This window comes from Candidatus Poriferisocius sp., assembly GCF_965202595.1.
Taxonomy (GTDB): Bacteria; Actinomycetota; Acidimicrobiia; order Acidimicrobiales; family Bin134; genus Poriferisocius.
On sequence record NZ_OZ241836.1, the window covers coordinates 1693601 to 1711090 of the forward strand.

Annotated in this window: 14 protein-coding genes; 3 read left to right on the plus strand and 11 right to left on the minus strand. The window is 63.9% G+C overall.

Annotated elements, in window-relative coordinates; translation table 11 throughout:
* Window positions 1-4: 4 nt before the first annotated feature.
* Window positions 5-1189: an ABC transporter ATP-binding protein gene (locus tag ACOGXC_RS07765; RefSeq protein ID WP_419917633.1), complete on the plus strand. Its 1185-nt coding sequence runs from the start codon at window positions 5-7 to the stop codon at window positions 1187-1189.
* Window positions 1190-1284: 95 nt separating this feature from the next.
* On the opposite strand, the gene ACOGXC_RS07770 is transcribed toward ACOGXC_RS07765, so the two are convergent.
* Both ACOGXC_RS07770 and ACOGXC_RS07775 read right to left on the minus strand, forming a co-directional pair.
* Window positions 1285-2382 (minus strand): LLM class flavin-dependent oxidoreductase, encoded by a 1098-nt coding sequence (locus ACOGXC_RS07770; RefSeq protein WP_419917634.1) that lies wholly within the window; start codon window positions 2380-2382, stop codon window positions 1285-1287.
* A 67-nt stretch (window positions 2383-2449) separates the two neighbouring features.
* Complete coding sequence (locus tag ACOGXC_RS07775; RefSeq protein WP_419917635.1) at window positions 2450-3355, minus strand: aldo/keto reductase; 906 nt, start codon at window positions 3353-3355, stop codon at window positions 2450-2452.
* 114 nt (window positions 3356-3469) lie between these two features.
* Between ACOGXC_RS07775 and ACOGXC_RS07780 the strand changes: the two genes are divergently transcribed.
* On the plus strand, window positions 3470-4543 hold the full coding sequence (locus ACOGXC_RS07780) for a Gfo/Idh/MocA family protein (RefSeq protein WP_419917636.1): 1074 nt from the start codon (window positions 3470-3472) through the stop codon (window positions 4541-4543).
* A gap of 37 nt (window positions 4544-4580) precedes the next feature.
* Here the strand turns inward: ACOGXC_RS07780 and ACOGXC_RS07785 are convergent, their stop codons facing one another.
* The 6 genes from ACOGXC_RS07785 to ACOGXC_RS07810 form a co-directional block, all read right to left on the minus strand.
* Complete coding sequence (locus tag ACOGXC_RS07785; protein ID WP_419917637.1) at window positions 4581-5528, minus strand: carbohydrate ABC transporter permease; 948 nt, start codon at window positions 5526-5528, stop codon at window positions 4581-4583.
* Window positions 5529-5592: 64 nt separating this feature from the next.
* Window positions 5593-7215 (minus strand): carbohydrate ABC transporter permease, encoded by a 1623-nt coding sequence (locus tag ACOGXC_RS07790; protein WP_419917638.1) that lies wholly within the window; start codon window positions 7213-7215, stop codon window positions 5593-5595.
* Between the two features lie 63 nt (window positions 7216-7278).
* On the minus strand, window positions 7279-8703 hold the full coding sequence (locus ACOGXC_RS07795) for an ABC transporter substrate-binding protein (RefSeq protein WP_419917639.1): 1425 nt from the start codon (window positions 8701-8703) through the stop codon (window positions 7279-7281).
* 113 nt (window positions 8704-8816) lie between these two features.
* Window positions 8817-9818: a methylmalonyl Co-A mutase-associated GTPase MeaB gene (meaB, locus tag ACOGXC_RS07800; protein WP_419917640.1), complete on the minus strand. Its 1002-nt coding sequence runs from the start codon at window positions 9816-9818 to the stop codon at window positions 8817-8819.
* A gap of 115 nt (window positions 9819-9933) precedes the next feature.
* Window positions 9934-12183 (minus strand): methylmalonyl-CoA mutase, encoded by a 2250-nt coding sequence (scpA, locus tag ACOGXC_RS07805; RefSeq protein ID WP_419917641.1) that lies wholly within the window; start codon window positions 12181-12183, stop codon window positions 9934-9936.
* The gene (locus ACOGXC_RS07810; RefSeq protein ID WP_419917642.1) at window positions 12180-13958 is read right to left on the minus strand and encodes a methylmalonyl-CoA mutase family protein; all 1779 of its coding nucleotides are present in this window, start codon (window positions 13956-13958) and stop codon (window positions 12180-12182) included. Before ACOGXC_RS07810 ends, scpA begins: the two co-directional genes overlap by 4 nt.
* Before the next feature lie 171 nt (window positions 13959-14129).
* Between ACOGXC_RS07810 and ACOGXC_RS07815 the strand changes: the two genes are divergently transcribed.
* Window positions 14130-14393 carry a hypothetical protein gene (locus ACOGXC_RS07815; RefSeq protein ID WP_419917643.1) on the plus strand — a complete coding sequence of 88 codons (264 nt, stop codon included), beginning with the start codon at window positions 14130-14132 and terminating at the stop codon, window positions 14391-14393.
* Window positions 14394-14532: 139 nt separating this feature from the next.
* On the opposite strand, the gene ACOGXC_RS07820 is transcribed toward ACOGXC_RS07815, so the two are convergent.
* The 3 genes from ACOGXC_RS07820 to ACOGXC_RS07830 form a co-directional block, all read right to left on the minus strand.
* Window positions 14533-14793 carry a hypothetical protein gene (locus ACOGXC_RS07820; protein ID WP_419917644.1) on the minus strand — a complete coding sequence of 87 codons (261 nt, stop codon included), beginning with the start codon at window positions 14791-14793 and terminating at the stop codon, window positions 14533-14535.
* 191 nt (window positions 14794-14984) lie between these two features.
* On the minus strand, window positions 14985-16202 hold the full coding sequence (locus tag ACOGXC_RS07825) for an HNH endonuclease (RefSeq protein WP_419917645.1): 1218 nt from the start codon (window positions 16200-16202) through the stop codon (window positions 14985-14987).
* Between the two features lie 73 nt (window positions 16203-16275).
* Window positions 16276-17487, minus strand: a complete 1212-nt coding sequence (locus ACOGXC_RS07830; RefSeq protein ID WP_419917646.1) for an McrC family protein — start codon at window positions 17485-17487, stop codon at window positions 16276-16278.
* Between the last annotated feature and the right edge of the window lie 3 nt (window positions 17488-17490).

Consider the following 17490-nt stretch of genomic DNA (forward strand, 5'->3'; position numbering starts at 1 on the left):
CCGGATGGCGGATGTCGTCCTTGAGGATGTCAACAAGGAATACAGCAACGGTTTCAAGGCCGTCACCGACCTGAACCTCCGGATCAACGAGGGCGAGTTCCTGGTTATGGTGGGGCCGTCGGGATGCGGCAAATCAACCACCCTGCGGATGATCGCCGGTCTTGAGGACATCACCTCGGGGACTTTGAAAATCGGGAACCGGGTGGTCAACACCCTCGCCCCCAAGGATCGCGACATAGCCATGGTGTTTCAGAACTATGCGTTGTACCCCCACATGAACGTGTTCGACAACATCGCCTTCTCCCTGAAACTGGCGCAACGGCCCCGAGCCGAGATCAAGGAGAGGGTGCTGGACGCAGCCCGCATCCTCGAGCTGGAAAGCCAGCTCAACAAACGACCGGCACAGTTGTCGGGCGGCCAGCGCCAGCGAGTGGCGATGGGCCGGGCCATCGTTCGCCGCCCTCGGGTGTTTTTGCTCGACGAGCCCCTGTCCAACCTGGACGCCAAACTCCGGGTGCAGATGCGGGCCGAGATCACCGAGTTGCAACGCGAGGTGGGGGTCACAACCTTCTACGTCACCCACGACCAGGTTGAGGCCATGACCATGGCCGACCGGGTTGCGGTGATCAGCGAGGGGATCCTGCAACAGGTGGACATCCCGATGAAGCTATTCAACGAACCCGACAACATCTTTGTTGCCGCCTTCATCGGCTCCCCCTCGATGAACCTGATGGAGGCCGTCGTGCGGCGGAAGGACTCGGGTTTGTGGATGGAGCTGGGAAGCCAGACCCTGGCGGTTCCCGAATCCGTGCCCAACCGGCGGCCGGCCCTGGAGCGATACCTGGGCTCGACCGTGGCCGTGGGCCTGCGACCCAAGGACTTCGAGGATGCTGCCATAGCCTCCGACCATCCCCTTGATCAGAGGTTGAGGGTGAACATCTCACTCATCGAGGCCCTGGGCTATGAGGCCATCGCCTACTTCGAGGTGGATGCCAAACCGGTCATCTCGCGGGAGGCGTTGGAGCTGACCGAGGAGCATCTGACCGGTGAGGAGCAAAGCTCCACCCGGGTGCACGCCCGATTCCACCCCACGACCTCGGTTCGGCCCAACGACACGATCGAGGTTGCCGTGTCGATGGAGAACGCCCACTTCTTCGACTTGCAGACCGGCCGGGCCATCCGGGATTGATACCCCGTCCACCCACCCCCTACCGGCAGCTCCCCGGCAGCCCCGCAACCCACTCCGGCGGACTCCCCTCACCCACATCCCCCCCACCCGAAAGTTCAGTTCCGGGGCAGGGGGGCGTGGTTCAGGCGGGGCAGCACGAAGCGGCCGATCCGCTCGCACTCGGCCAGGTGCGGGTAGCCCGAGAGGATGAAAGCATCGATGCCCGCCCGGCGGTAGGCATCCAATTTGGCCAGCACTTCATCGGGGCTACCGACGATGGCGGCACCGGCCCCCGATCGCGCCCGACCGATCCCGGTCCACAGGTTCTCCTCGGCATAGCCATCGGCATCGCTCATCTCCCGCAGTTCGGCTTGGCGGCGCACGCCGGCCGAGGTCGAATCCAGCGATTGTCTCCGTATGGCCGCGCCCGTCTCGTCATCGAGGCGGCTGACCAGCCGGGCGGCGGCGGAGCGGGCCTCCCCGGCAGTTGGGCGCACGATGACATGGCTCCGCAGCCCGAACCGCAACGTGCGACCCCGGCGGCCGGCTCGAGACCTCATATCGGCAACGGTTCTGCCAACACCGGCCACAGTGTCGGGCCAGGTGAGAAAAACATCGGCCGCGGCCGCTGCCACCTCCCGGGCGGCATCGGAGAAACCGCCGAAGTAGAGGGGCGGGCAGCGGCCCGACAGGGTGGTGGCTCGGGGGGGATCAATGGCCAGATCCACGAACTCGCCGTGAAAGTCCACCGACCGGCCGTCGAGCAGTGTCCGCAGCACCTGCATCCACTCAAGGGTGCGCCTGTAGCGGGGTTCGGAGTCGAGGGTGCGGCCGGGAATGTCGCTGGAGATGATGTTGATGGTGAGGCGCCCGCCCAACACCCGGTCGATGGTGGCCATTTGGCGAGCAAGCTGAGGAAGCCACAACTCCCCCATTCGCACGGCCAACAGGAGTTGGATCCGCTCGGTGAGCGGTGCCACGGCGGCGGCGAAAGCGGTGGAGTCGATACCCAGCGCGTAGCCCGAGGGAAGGAGGATGTTGTCGAATCCTTGGCGATCAGCGGCCAGGGTGATGTTGCGGCAGTGCTCCCAGGAACTGGCCAACCCAGGGTCGGCCACACCCAGAAACTCGTAGTCGTCGTCGCACAGCGCCGCGAACCATGCCACCTCCACGGGAGCAGAACCTTTCGCAGTACCGCCCGACGAACCGCTCACGGCAATGGGAAGGGATTGAGAGACCACTTCACTGCGATGGTAGGTGCCGAACCGCGGGGCGAACCGCTCACGGCAATGGGACACCCTCGGAGGCCTCGATGATGCTGTAGACGTCAGCCCGATCCAGGGAGATGGCGGCTGCTTGGGCGGCATCGGCCAGCCGCTGGGGATTCTGTGTTCCCAGCAGCGCAACCGGGCGAGACGGATGAGCCAGCACGAAAGCGATGGCCAGAGCGCTCCTGCTGGTGGCATGGTGCTCGGCCAGCCGGTCCAGCGCAGCGACCAACTCGGGACGCACCTCGGTGCCATCGGCCAGCCTTCCCCCGGCCAGCGGGCTCCAAGCCAGGGGAACAACCCCATCACGCATGCAAAGGTCCAGCGTGCCGTCCCGCAGCGCCCCCAAGCAGGCGGCGGAGTACTCGGGCTGGCTGGAGGCTATCGGAAACGGCAGGTGAGCGGCGAGCGCCTCGTGCTGGCGGGGGGTGAAATTGGACACCCCCACTTCCCGTATCTTCCCCTGGTCACGCAGTGCAACCAGGGCCTCGGCCAACTCTGCGGGGTGGGTGAACAGATCGGGCCGGTGAATCTGGTAGAGGTCGATGACATCCACCCCGAGACGGCCGAGCGAAGCCTCGCAGGCGGCGGTGATGGCCGGCGAGCCCGAGTTGTAGGGGGTGGGCGGGGTGATGCCTCCCTTGGTGGCCAGAACCATCCGGTCCCGCAGGCCGGGGGCCTCGGCCAGAACCCGTCCCAGGTTGTCCTCGGCCTCACCGAAAGATGTCCCGCCCCAATCGAGGCCGTACACATCGGCGGTGTCAACCAGGTTCATACCCAAACCCAGGGCGGTCTCCAGCAGCTCCCGGTAGTGGTATTGCGAGCCGCCGACGAGGCGCCAGCAACCGAATCCTAGCCGGCCGACCCGAAAGTCGGAACCGAGGGGGATGGGATCGGGATTGATGAGGCTGGTTGGCACCAAATCAAGCTACCGTGTGAAGCCGCCCACCGGGAAGCACGGGGATGCTCCCCCGATCTGGACGGTTACCTCCGGTCACCACCGGCTATGCAGCGGCTATGGGGGAGCAACAGGATGATCCGCTACGGCATTATCGGGGTTGGCATGATGGGCCAGGAGCACATGGCCAACATCCGCCACCTTCCCGGTGCCGAGGTTGTCGCGCTGGCCGACCCCCACCTCCCATCCCTCGAAGCCGCGGGGGCGATGGCCCCCCGAGCGCAACGGTTCGCCGACCACAAGGACTTGCTGGCCGGCGAAGTGTGCGATGCGGTGGTCATCTCCACGCCCAACATGACCCATGCCGATGTTTTGGGCGACGTTTTGGGAACCGATCTGCACGTGCTGATCGAAAAGCCGCTCTGCACCACCGTGGCCGGCAGCCGCCGGATAGTCGACGCCGCCGCTCATCATCGCGGGGTGATCCGGGTGGGGTTGGAGTACCGGTACATGGAACCGTTCGCCCGGCTTCTCACCGAGGTACGAGGGGGTGCGGTGGGCCGGGTACGGATGGTTTCGATACGCGAGCACCGGTTTCCGTTCCTGCCCAAGGTTGGCAACTGGAACCGCTTCGCCGAAAACACCGGCGGAACGCTGGTGGAGAAGTGCTGCCACTTTTTCGACCTGATGAACCTGGTGATGGCGGGGCGGCCCGAACGGGTGTTCGCCTCGGGAAGCCAAGCGGTCAACCACCTGGATGAGCGCTACGGGGGCCGTGTTCCCGATATTGATGACAATGCCTATGTCGTGGTCGACTACGACGACGGGGCCCGGGCGATGCTCGACCTTTGCATGTTCGCCGAAGCCACCCACAACCAGCAGGAGTTCGCCGTGATCGGCGACACCGGCAAGGTGGAGGCATTCGTACCGGAGCACATCGTGCGGATCGGGCGCAGGGGCGAGCATTCGATTGGCGCGGTCCAAGCCGTTCACACTCCGGTCAAGGCCCCCTACGAGGGAGTTCATCATGGTTCGAGCTTCGTGGAGCATCAGCGCTTCCTGGAGGCGATAAGCGCGGGTGGTGGCCCCGATTCCAAGGCCCGATCCATTGCGGCGCTCGAAGCCGCCACGGTGTGCGTGGCCATGGGGGTTGCGGGGCAGCGGTCCATGGCGACCGGCGGGCCGGTGGCACTCACCGAAGTGCTGTGAGTATCTCGGAGAGTATCTTGAATTACCTCGGTGGGGATCAGCCCTTGACCGAACCCGCCAGCAGCCCGCGCACGAAATGGCGCTGGAGGCTGAAAAACACGATGAGCGGCACAATCATGATCACGAACGCGGAGGCAAAACGGAGCTGGAAATTGGAGCCTCGCTCGCCAACCAGGTTGACCAGCGCCACCGTCATCGGCTCGTTGTCGGTGAGGAATACCGCAGCTATCAGGTAATCGTTCCAGGTCCACAAGAACTGGAAGACAGCGAAAGCGGCCAGCGCGGGGCGGGCCAGGGGCACGACAAGGCGCCAGAAGATGGTGAGGTGGCCGGCACCGTCGATCCGGGCCGCCTCGAACACCTCTCTGGGCAACTGGCTTATGAAGTTGTGCAGCAACAACACGGCCAGCGGCAGGCCGAACGCCGTGTGGGTCAGCCAGACCGCGGCGGCGGTGTTGGCCACTCCCACATCGGGAATAAGCACGAAGGTCCAATCCAGGCCGGGGATGGTGAGCCGGGCCCCGTTGTTGAACAACTGGAGCAGCGGTACGAAGGCCATCTGGTTGGGCAGAGCGATCATCGAGACCAGGGCGATGAAGAGCCAGTTGCGACCCCGGAAGTCGATCCAGGCAAACCCGTAGGCGGCGAAGGCGGCAATGGCGATGGGAATGATGGTGGCCGGCACCACGATGGCGAGCGAGTTGAGGGCGAACTCCCACATGGACGGTTGGGCGGCGCTGTCCCTGAAGATGTCGCGGTAGTTCTGGAAAGTCAGGTTGTCGAGGTCGTTCCACGCCGTCCACCAGCCCGAGCTGTTTATGTCGGGAACCTTGCGGAACGAAGAGACGAACAGCCCGAAAGTGGGCACGGTCCAAACCACCACGATCAGCCACATCACCCAACTGGGGGCATTGGCCAGCATCCGGCGGAGTCTTCGGCCCGTGGGCATAAGCGCGGTGGTGACCGGGCTGGCGGCGGTGCTCATCTCAACTCCGATTGCAGCCTGGATGCCGCCAGCAGATGGCAACCGGTCGGGCTGGCGGCGGTGCTCATCTCAACTCCGATTGCAGCCTGCGGATGTTGTAGATCATTACCGGCAGGACGAGGGCCAGCAGCACCACCGCGAACGCGCTGCTGGAGGTGAAGTTGCGGTCGCGGAGCTGGTCGAACATCTCATTGGCCAGCACGTTGGTGCGGTTGGCCCCGTTGGTGGTGGCCTTCACCAGGTCGAACACTTTGGTGACGATCACCATGAGCGTGGTGACCACGACGATGATGGTGGGCCGGATCTGGGGTACCACCACCCGCCAGAAGACCTGTATTTCATTGGCCCCATCCACCCGGGCTGCCTCGGTGAGGTCCTCGGGAACGGCCCGGATGGCGGCCGACAGGATGACCATGGCGAACCCGCTTTGGATCCACACCATGATGAACATGATCCAGAAGTTGTTCCAGGGAATCATCGAGGAGTTGATGAAAAACCCCCGGGGTTCAAACCCGAGACCTTGGAGTAAGGCGTTGAGCAGGCCGGTTTGGGCACCGGTGGGCTGCACCTCGTACATGAAGTCCCAGATCACCGCGGCACCAACCATGGATATGGCCATGGGCATGAAAATCAGGGTCTTGGCCACCCGCTCACCCCGAGCCCGCTCGGCCAAAATGGCCAGCAGCAGGCCGAGCATGGTGGACAGCCCGGCTACGGTGAACACCCACCAGATGTTGTTCCACACCGCCCCTCGAAGGGTGGAGAGCAAGCCGAAAATACCCATGGCGATGGCCAGCACCAGCATCATGGAGGATGTGGGGGATCCCCAGTCCATCTCCACATCACGGCTGCGCAGCCCGGCCCAGAACCATGCCCCCAAAAGTGCGACAACCACTGCGGCCACAACCACCAGCGTTGTCCGGCTCGACACCAGAACGGTGAGCACGTCCACGATCTCGGACCGGTTCGGCTCGCGGATCACCGACTCGATGAAGCCGAGCAGCGCCGCCGTGCCGAGCAAAGCGGCGAGGATGCCGAGAACCCTCATGGTTCGCCGGGCCAGGTTCGCTCTCAGCGGGCCACCGACAATCCGGGATGCGCTGGCCCAAGCGGCAACCCCCGCAACGGCGGCGGCGGCCAGGGCAACTATGAATAGGCGGCTGGTGAGAAACGAGCTCCATCCGGAAACGGAGAAGAAGTTCTGATTGGTGAATATGTCCCGGTAGTGCTCGATGGTGAAACCGGCTTCTTGGCCCCGAGTTCCGTTCTTCAACGACAACCACAGGGTTCGGAAACCGGGAATGATCAAACCACCGGTGACGAACAAGAGGGCCGGGCCCACGAAAACCCATGGTCTCAGCCGGGCCTCCAGGCGAATGCGCCGATCCAGAGCGGGCACCAGCGCTCGCCCCCCGGCACCCCCGAGGGCAGCCCCGATAATCCCGCCGATGACGATTACCAGCCAGCCCTCGGAGAACGGCCCCCCGGCGGCCGGGCCTCGGGGGATCCATCCATTGTGCTGGAGCACAGCTCCGGCCACCAGCCCCAGCACTGCCCCGATAGAGGCCATGAAGGCCGGCCATCGGTTCAGGGCCGAGTCAACGGTGCGGTCGGCACCGACAAACAGCACCGCGGTGACAACCAGCGCCCCGGCGACGCTGATGAGCATTGTGATGATTTGGCTCATGGCTCACCCAACCGAACCGTCAACAACCTCCATAAGGATTACGACCAGCCGCCTAGTGTTGGGTTAGGAGGACGGCCACGCATCCTCGGTGTCGTCAGCGAACTCCTGCGCAGACTTCGAGCCCGACACATAATCGGTGCCCGAGCGCCAGAACTCGCCCGCCCCCACTTCGGGAGGCATGAGGTCGGAAGCGTCGAACCGGAAGGGATCCGCGCTCACCAGTATGTCGGCCAGGCCGCGGTCGAAGTCCGAGCTGTAAAGCGAGGTGTCGTGCTCGCGGTTGGGCGACAGGAACCCGCCCTTGTCGGCCATGATGCGAGCGTTGGCGTACTCGGCGGTGCCGATGTACTCCATAACCGCAAGAGTTTCGGGCTTGTCGGTGAAGGCCACCGCATGGGTTCCGGCCCCGAGCACAACTGTCCCGAACTCGTCGCTGATGGTCGGCAGGTAGAACACGTTCACGTCACCGTTGGGGCCGAGCGATGCCTCCGCTGCGGTGAAGAACGCGCCCGCGAAGTTGGCTTGGCGGTGCAGCACGCAGTCGCCGTCGATGATCGGCAGGGCCGCCTCCTGGAAGCCGGTTGACGCAATCAGGTCACGGCCACCAAGCACGTTGCCCTCCCCGAACCAGATGTCGCCCACGAACTCGGCCACCTCGACCACTCGCGGATCGTTGAAGGGAATCTCGTGGGACACCCACTGGTCGTAGACATCGGGGCCGTGGATGCGGAGCATCATGTCCTCCATCCAGTCGGTGAACACCCAGCCGGTTGCGTCACCAGACCCGATGCCGATGCACCATGGCACCAACCCGTCAGCCTTGATCTTTTCCGTGAGTGCTTCGAGCTCGTCCCAGGAGGTGGGGATCTCGTAGCCCCTCTCGTCGAACAGCGACGGGCTGTACCAAACCAGGCTCTTCACATCGCCCTTGTTGGGAACGCCGTACACCTGCCCACCCGTCGTGGTGGCCAGATCGAACCAGAAGGGGTCGTAAGCCCCGCTTATGTTGTCGAGAAGCGACTGGGGCAGGGCCACGGCCTCACCGTCCTCCCCGAACTCGATGATGCGCCCCGGTTGGGGAATGATGACGATATCGGGCGGGTTGCCGGCCTCCAGGGCCAAGCTCAACTCGGTGGTGGCATCACGATTGCCGGAGTAATTGACCGTAATGCCGGTGCGTTCGGTCAGCGGGTCGAAACCGGCCAGGAAGCCCTCCGCCTCGGTGCCGGTTTCCGGGCCCAAAATGGTGACCACGGTCCCGGCCAGGCTCATGCCATCGTCAGGCTCGGGCTCGTCATCTGGCTCATCCTCACCACTGGGTTCGGCATCCGGCTCATCCCCACCCATCGGCTCCTCCGGCGCTTGGGTAGCAGGAGCGGGCGTGTCAGCAGGAGATGAGTCGTCGTCATCGTTGCCGCAGGCCCCGGCCACTAGGGCCATCGTGAACAAAACGGCGACAAGCACCAGAAGCTTCGATTTGATTTTCATGGTTTGGGACTCCCTCCAGTCGCACCAGTAACTGCAAAACTTGCTTGCAGAACCTACTTGTAAAATTTAAAGGTTAGTGTTCGGTTTCGGGCTGTAGCCAAACTTGGACGCACTCACCCGTCGAAGGCGGCGAAAATCCGGTCGCATGCCGTGGCGGGGGTGGTTCGGCCCGCGGCCACTTCCTGCTCCAGGCTGGGCATCAGGTTGGCGACCGCCGGGGATTTTTGCAATCGATCCTGGAGGCGGTCGTGCACCATCGCCCACATCCAGCGCACCTGCTGGTCGGCTCGGCGGCCGGCTAGTTGGCCCGAAGCTGTGGCCTGCCCGAAGTAGTCCTGAATATGACGCCACACCTGATCGATGCCGGTACCCTCGATGGCGCTCACCGCCAGAACGGGGGGCACCCAGTTGGGTTGGGCCGGAGCGGTCAGGGCCAGTGCCGCCCGGTGGTCCCGCACTGCCCGCTGGGCGGCGATCTCGTTGCCGCCATCCGCCTTGTTCACCACCAGGATGTCGGCCAGCTCCAGCACACCCTTCTTGATTCCCTGGAGCTCATCGCCCGCTCCGGGAAGCATCATCACCAGGAACAGGTCAACCATGCCGGCCACCGCTGTCTCCGACTGGCCCGCCCCCACCGTCTCCACCAGCACCACGTCGAAGCCGGCTGCTTCCACCACCACCATGGTCTCGCGGGTGGTGCGGGTCACCCCGCCCAGCAACCCCGAAGACGGCGAGGGTCGGATGTAGGCGGCATCGTCCACGGCCAGGTTGGGCATTCGGGTCCGGTCCCCCAGGATGCTTCCCCCCGAAACCACCGAGGACGGATCCACCGCCAGCACCGCCACCCGGTGTCCCTTTCCGGTGAGGTGGGTGCCCAGCGTGTCGATAAAGGTGGACTTGCCCACCCCGGGCACGCCGGTGATCCCCACCCTCTTGACATCCTTGGCCTCTTTGGCCTCCTTGATATTCCCGGTATGGGCCAGCAAGCGCCCCAAGAGCTCCCCGGCCAATTCCCGGTCGCCGGCACGGGTGCTCTCCACCAGCGTGACCGCCCGCCCCAGCCAAATGCGATCACAAGCCAGAACCCCCTCGACACAAGCATCCAGATCGATCATCGGTTTACCCACCCCAACCACAAGGCTTGCAAGCGTCGAGATCGATCATCGACACCCCTCGACACAAGCGTCCAGATCGATCATCGGCACCCCTCGACACAAAAGTCGAGATCGATCATCGCTCCCGGGATTCCAGGGCGGCCAGCAACTCCAGGGCGGCGTCGGCGATCACCGTGCCCGGTCCGAATATGGCCTCGGCCCCGGCTGCTCGTAGCTCGTCGTGGTCGCTGGGGGGGATCACCCCGCCCACAACTATCATGATGTCGGGCCGTCCCAGCTCTTTCAGCTCGGCTTGCAGTTCGGGTACCAGCGTCAGGTGCCCGGCGGCCAGCGAGGATGCCCCCACGATGTGCACATCGGCCTCCACCGCTTGGCGAGCCGCCTCGGCCGGGGTTTGGAACAGCGGCCCGACATCCACGTCGAAGCCCAGATCGGCAAATGCGGTGGCGATCACCTTCTGACCCCGGTCGTGGCCGTCCTGGCCCATCTTGGCCACCAGGATGCGGGGTCGGCGACCGGTTTGGGACGCGAAGCCGGCCACCGCTTCCCGCACCTTGCCGGTGCCGCCCGCGTCGTCGCTGCGTCCCATCTCTGCCCGGTACACCCCCGAAATCGTTTGAATGCGGGGGGCATGGCGACCATACACCTTCTCCAGGGCATCGCTGATCTCTCCCACGGTGGCCCGGGCCCGAGCCGCATCCACGGCCCTCGCCAGCAGGTTGGATCCCGCCTGGCCCGGTGGTTGTGCCGCCGCCGCGGTGAGCGCATCCAAGGCCCGGCGGCAGGCTTCGCTGTCCCGCTCGGCCCGCAACCGGCCCAACCGGGCGATCTGAGCGGCCCGCACCTCGGCGTTGTCCACCCTCAGCACCTCAACGGGCTCCTCGCTCTGCGGTTGGTACCGGTTCACGCCCACCACCGTCTGGGCTCCCGAGTCGATGCGGGCCTGGGTGCGGGCGGCGGCCTCCTCTATCCGCATCTTGGGGATCCCGGCTTCGATGGCCTCGGCCATACCGCCGGCGGCCTCCACCTCGGCGATGTGCTCCCAGGCTCTTTTGGCCAGGTCGTGGGTGAGCCGCTCGACGTAGTACGAGCCTCCCCAGGGATCGGCCACCCTGCAGGTGCCCGACTCGTGCTGAAGCAGCAGTTGGGTGTTGCGGGCGATCCGGGCCGAGAAGTCGGTGGGCAGGGCCAGGGCCTCGTCCAGGGCGTTGGTGTGCAGCGACTGGGTGTGACCCTGGGTGGCGGCCATGGCCTCGATGGTGGTGCGGACAACGTTGTTGTAGACGTCCTGGGCTGTGAGGCTCCACCCCGAGGTCTGGCTGTGGGTGCGCAGCGACAGGGATCGGGGGTTGGCCGGGCCGAACGGGCGCATCAGCTTGGCCCACAGCAGCCGGGCGGCCCGCAGCTTGGCCACCTCCATGAAGAAGTTCATGCCGATGCACCAGAAGAAGCTGAGCCGGGGGGCGAAGGCATCGATGTCCAGCCCGGAGTTCACCCCGGCCCGCACGTACTCCACCCCGTCGGCCAGGGTGTAGGCCAGCTCCAGGTCGAGCGTGGCCCCCGCTTCTTGCATGTGATAGCCGGAGATGGAGATGGAGTTGAACTTGGGCATGTGGGCCGAGGTGTGGGCGAAGATGTCGGAGACGATCCGCATGGACGGGGCCGGGGGGTAGATGAAGGTGTTGCGGACCATGAACTCCTTGAGGATGTCGTTCTGGATGGTTCCGGCGAGCTGCTGGGGGGCCACCCCCTGCTCCTCTCCGGCCACGATGTACATGGCCAGGATGGGCAGCACTGCCCCGTTCATGGTCATCGACACACTCATCCGGTCCAGCGGGATGCCGTCGAACAGGATCTGCATGTCGAGGATCGAGTCGATGGCCACCCCGGCCATGCCCACATCGCCGCTCACCCGCCGGTTGTCGGAGTCGTAGCCCCGGTGGGTGGCCAGGTCGAAGGCCACCGACAGGCCCTTTTGCCCCGCGGCCAGGTTGCGCCGGTAAAAGGCGTTGGAATCCTCGGCGGTGGAGAACCCGGCGTACTGGCGGATGGTCCACGGCTGGGTCACGTACATGGTGGCATAAGGGCCCCGCAGGTAGGGGGCCAGACCGGGATAGGTGTCGCAGAAGTCCAGCGGGGCCCGATCCTCGGCGGTGTACAGCCGGTGCACGCCGAAGCCCTCGGGGGTGGCCCACACCAGCTCATCGGGATGCTCACCGGTTTCGGCAGCCACCAGCTCATCCCACCGGCTGCGGCCTCGACCCGGATCATGAGCGCTCGCCGCGGTACTCGCTGAACCCCCCGGATCGCTCGCCGGGCGGCCATAGTCATAAAGATCAACCTTCGAGAAGTCGGGGATGGTCACAGGCCCAGCCTCTCGTGGATTGCTCGCAGCACGGCCAAGGCATCACAGCCCAGGTATATGTGGGCATCAGCCAGATGGTCATCGGCCAGGTGATCATTGGCCATGTGGGCATCGGCAAGGCAGTCATCGGCACCCCAACGCTGGCCGGGTCGTCCGGCGATCACCACGTAGTCGCAGCCGGCCTTTTTCAGCGCCGCCATCGTGGGCCCGGCTTGGGTGGCGTACACCTCGTCGGAGGAGCACAGCACCGCCACCGGCGTGCCCGCCAACGACCATGCCTGCGCCGCTTGTTCCGGGGTGTCGAACCCCTCGCTGGTGAGCGAGCGGATGCCGCCGGCGGCGAGCAGGTTGGCCGCGAACGTGGATCGGGCAGTGTGGGTGGGTAGCGGGCCGAGGTTGACCAGAAACGCCCTGGCTCGCTCGGGAGCGGCATCGGCAGCATCCCTCAGGGCCTCGTAGGGTTCGGCCAGCCGGTTCAGCCCGTTGTCAACCAGCATCGACAGTCCAGGGTCCGACAGCGGCGGACGATCCAGCGGAACCTCGTGCGGGTCGGCGAACTCGCTCACTCCGGTGAGCGGCAAGCGCCGGGTGGCCACATCACGGTTCCGGGCGACGCTGGTCTGCTGGATGCGGCCGGCAAGGTCGGCTCCGGCTTCCAGTTCCTGGAACAGCGCCCAGGCTTTTTGCGCCAGGGCATCGGTGAGCGCTTCGACATAGTACGAGCCCCCGCCCGGATCGATCACCTGGTGCAGGTGCGATTCCTCCCGCAGCAGCAACTGGGTGTTGCGGGCAATGCGCAGCCCCAGGGGATCGGGCACTCCAACGGCGGAGTCATAAGGCCTCACACCGATGGAGTCGGCACCACCGGCCGCGGCGGCGAAACAGGCCACCGTGGTGCGGATCATGTTCACGACCGGGTCGCGGCGGCTCATCATGGCCCAGGAGGTCACCGCGTGCTGGCGTTGTGCCACCTGATCCGACCCGCAGGCCTCGATCACCCGGGCCCACAACCGGCGGGCGGCCCGCAGCTTGGCCACGGTCAGGAACTGGTCAACCCCCGCGCCGTAGCGAAACTCCAACTTGGACGCGGCCTCGGAGACCTCGATGCCGGCCTGGTGGCAGGCCCGCAGGTAGGTCACCGCATCGGCCAGCGAGCCGGCCAGTTCCTGGGCCTCGGACGCACCCCGATCGGCCAGCTGGGCCGCGTTCACCACCGCCACCAGCACCCCCGGATAGTGCGAGGAGTTGGCCACCGACGGTGCCGCAGCCGGATCAGCGGCATCGATCCCAAAACCGCCTCGGGCTTCGGAGCGGTCCATGCCCCCTTGCTCCCACCACTCGACCAGGGGGCAGATCGCACCGCTGCTGCCGGGGGACAGCATCACCGGCACCGTGGAGGGAACGCCATCCAGCAGAGCGTCCAGCTCCTTGACGCTGGCCGGTCCGTCCAGGTGCAGCTCGATGGCATCGGCTCCCCCGCGCAGATCGGCGAGTATGGCCTGGTTGCCCGTGGCTCGGCTGTGCGCCTGGCGGACTTGCCACGGCCCGCCGGTTAGCCTGCCGCCCCGGGTGAACGGCGCGATACCGGGCAGGCCGGTGTCGCCCGAATGGTCAGCGCCGGTGTACAGCGGTTGGATGGAGATGCCGTCGTAGGTGGTGCTCACCAGCTTCTCGTCGAAGGGTGCTCCCCGCAGCACCTGTTCCACCAGTGCCATCCACTGGTCCCGCCCAACCACCTCGAAATCATCGGCCAGGCTCATCACGGCATCGCTCACAACCCCAATGCTACGCCCCCAAGCCCAACCGCCCCATAGCTGTATCCCCGGCATTGCCCGCCGGGACTCACCTGCCACCCAGCACACCCACTATCCTGCTTCAACGCGAAGGCTCCAAATTGACAACCATAGAATTTGACAAATAGGGATATACATAGTATAAGTATCACTATGACATCTGCAACAAACCCACACATTAAACCAGCTAATGGTATGGCCACCGCAGGATTTATTCTATCCTTCTTTACGCTGACCCCTTTTGTTGGCTTTCCTATATTTGTTCTTAGCATTGTCTTTTGCAGCATTGGACTGCGTCGTGCCAATGTTGAGGGTCGCCAAGGTAAGGGACTAGCGATAGCTGGATTAGTTATAAATATTGTAATGCTACTTTTCGCTATCCTTATTGTGATTGCAATACTAAGTGAATCCTCTTGAAGGACATTTTAGCTTCACATTTTCACCAGCTATAAGCTGGCCCAGATCTATAGAAGATATCCGGTAAAGATTATGTTTTGGACAAACCTCTGGGCACGGATGAACCATTGTTGGAGGGGCTGGTCAAGCCCATAGCGTGCTAATCAGCAGCCCCCAGCTCTTGGGGCATCTCCTGCCACTCGTCAAGCAGCACGGGCTCGTCCAGACCCTCGATGGCAGCGTCCGGGTCAGCCGCAACCGCTAGGGCTTCGGCCTTTCGGTCCAGCCTTATGATTGTTCGGGCGTAACGCGCTGCTGTGGTGGTCTTCCCCGAAGCTCGCGGGCCGGTGAGCGCCAGCGCCGGAAGCTCTCGGATCAACCCGATGATGCGCTCGTCCGCCAGGCGCTCCAGATACTCCACCGCCCCTACACAGTACCGGTTTTCGACACCTTTGAGTACCGGTTTTTAACACTCCAGGGTGCCGCTGATTGACAACGCCCATAACTCCGACCTCCCGGACCGCAGATGTCCACCCGAACCACCAACTGGCTCTGCCGGCGGGTAGTTCTTTCTGGGTTGGGCTATTCGGGTTGCTCTGGTTTGATGTTGGTTTAGCGTCTTTGGGTGGGTTTGGGTGGTTGTTGCCAGGGTGGTCGCAGGTAGGGGCGGCCGGTGTCGGGGTGTTTTTCGACTTTCCAGTTGCGGTGGTGGGTTTTGTGGTGGCAGTCGTGGCAGACCAGCACCAGGTTGTCGGGTCGGGTGGGCCCGCCGTGTTGCCAGTGCTCGATGTGGTGGCTGACACACCATTCGGGCTCTTTGGCACACCCGATGCACCCCTGGTCGCGGGCTATGAGGGTGGCTCGGAGTTGGGGACTGGGATGGCGCTGGCGGCCCAGCGACAAGCACTCCAGGTCGCGGTTGAAGATACCGGTGAGCACCTCGGCATCGCAGGCCAGTTCGCGGAACTCCCCGTCGGTCAGCGGAGTGCCATCGGCCAGGCGGGGCCGCCCGAGTTTGTGGTCAATCACGTCATAGTCGGCGAGGATCAACAAACTGGTCGGCTGGGGCCGCTCCCTGATGCCATCCTCACCATCGTCCTCGGTGGTTCGGGTCAACAACTCAGCAATCGCATCGGCCCGGCGATGACGAACCTCGCGGTGCTCACGACCACCGGCGGCGTGCCAGGCCATGTCCGTCCTATGGTTCAAAGCGGCCCGAATACGTTGAGCTGTGACCGGGTCGAACAGGCCGTACAGGCACCACATACCGTCGTCGCGCTCACCGAAAGTAGCGGTACGCGCGTTCTTCTGACGCTCCAACCGCTTCGAACCATCATCACCGCCCGACAGCTCATCTTGATGAGCCCGCACCGTGCGACGGAGCTGCTCCGGACTCTGAGATTCCGCAGCAGCCACCATCTTTTGCTCATCCAACGGCCCTGCCTTGGCCGCACTACCCAGGATGCGGGCGTGCTCAGAAGTGATGCGACTGTCAACCAGCGCCTCACGCGCCACCGGCAACGACTCCAACCGTTCCGCCTCATCCACGATCCGCTGAGCCTCACGACCCGACTGGCGCAAACCATCCTGCAAAGCACCTTTGGCATCAAAAGCACAACTGCGCCGCTTCTTCTCAGCCACCACCTCAGCCAGATAACCGTCCAAACGATTGCGAGCCCGACCGATCAACCGCAACCGCAAATCCAAACCAGCATCATCCAACCCCACCACCTCCACAGCATCCACATGCACCCCCGAACCAACCCCACACGCCGCGGCGGGCCGCTCCCCCACATAAGTGTTTTCCCTGCTCAGAACCCCTAACTCCATACCCACCAGTCTACCAACAACAGTGACAACATCTTTTGCGATCCAACGCGCTGGGTGGCTTCTCGGGCCAGGTTCAGGCCACCCTGATGGCTGACATGTCAAAGGCTGTGTGTTTGATGTAGTTGGCTATTTGTTCGACTTGCCCGAGGATCTCTTCCGGGGTGGCGGCGAGGTTGAGGGTCTCGACCCGCAGCCGCTTGCCCGCCATTGGGATCTCATGGGTTGCCGGCTCCGACTCTCCTGCGGCATAGATCAGCAGCCCCTCGTCGAGGCCGGCTGCGGTTACATAGGCGAGCAACTGGTAAAGGTCGGCATGCTTGCCCATCCCGTCATCGGTCTGCTTGTACTTGACATCACCGATGAAGCGGCACTGCTTGCCTTGCCACCACGACAGATCCGGGTGCATCCTGATGCTTCCTGCTTCGTCCAGGCAGAGCTGGCTTCCGCGCGGGAATGCGTGCTCACCCAGGCCCAACTTTTCTCGAAGCGCCGTGTGAACGAATCCCTCGAAAACCTGGTTCATGTCCACAAGGAAGGTGCTGGCCGGTGCGTCGCCTTGCTGGAGGTCGAAACCGGTGTTCTTGAGAATTAGGGTGGCCAGCCTCACCGCCGGTTGGTAGTGGCCGTTGAGTCGAGTCCAGTGAATCTCGGGCTCACGGGCCGGTTCGGTGATACGCGAAACTCCCGAGAACATATGCCGACTCTCTCGGAGGGAGTCCCGAAGTTCAGAGTTGTGAACACCAAGTCGCAGCAGTCTATCGGTCGCTGTGGCCAGGAGCCGATTCTCGAGAATGTCCTCGGTGTGCTCATCGAAGGAGACCTCTATCGGAGGCACCCGGCCGTGGTGGCGGGCAATCTGGTCTCCGAGTAGGATACGGCCCCGGACAGTATTGAGTGAGTCTTCGACCGAGAGATAGTCTCTGAGAAGTCCACGACCGGTTGCTGCCTTAACGTGGTGCAAAAAAGACGGGATCATCGCCTCGACAAGGCTGTCGGACTTGCCCAGGGTAGATGGGTCTGGTTTCTTTTTGTCCAACAAGTCGAGGGCATATGACACCAGGAAGAGGACGTTTTCGATGGTCAATTTCGGATGTACGATGATTTGCAAATCGCCCAGCATTACCGTGCCAACAACCGAGTCAGGGGTGAGATCGTAGTGATCATTGCTCCCCGGGGATGGAGCTATGCTTATCGACGGAGCCAACCGACTGAGTTGATCCCGCTGTTGCGATGTCAGTAAAACATTGGGTTTAGTTTTATATTCTTCCAGATCAATAAAACGCATGAC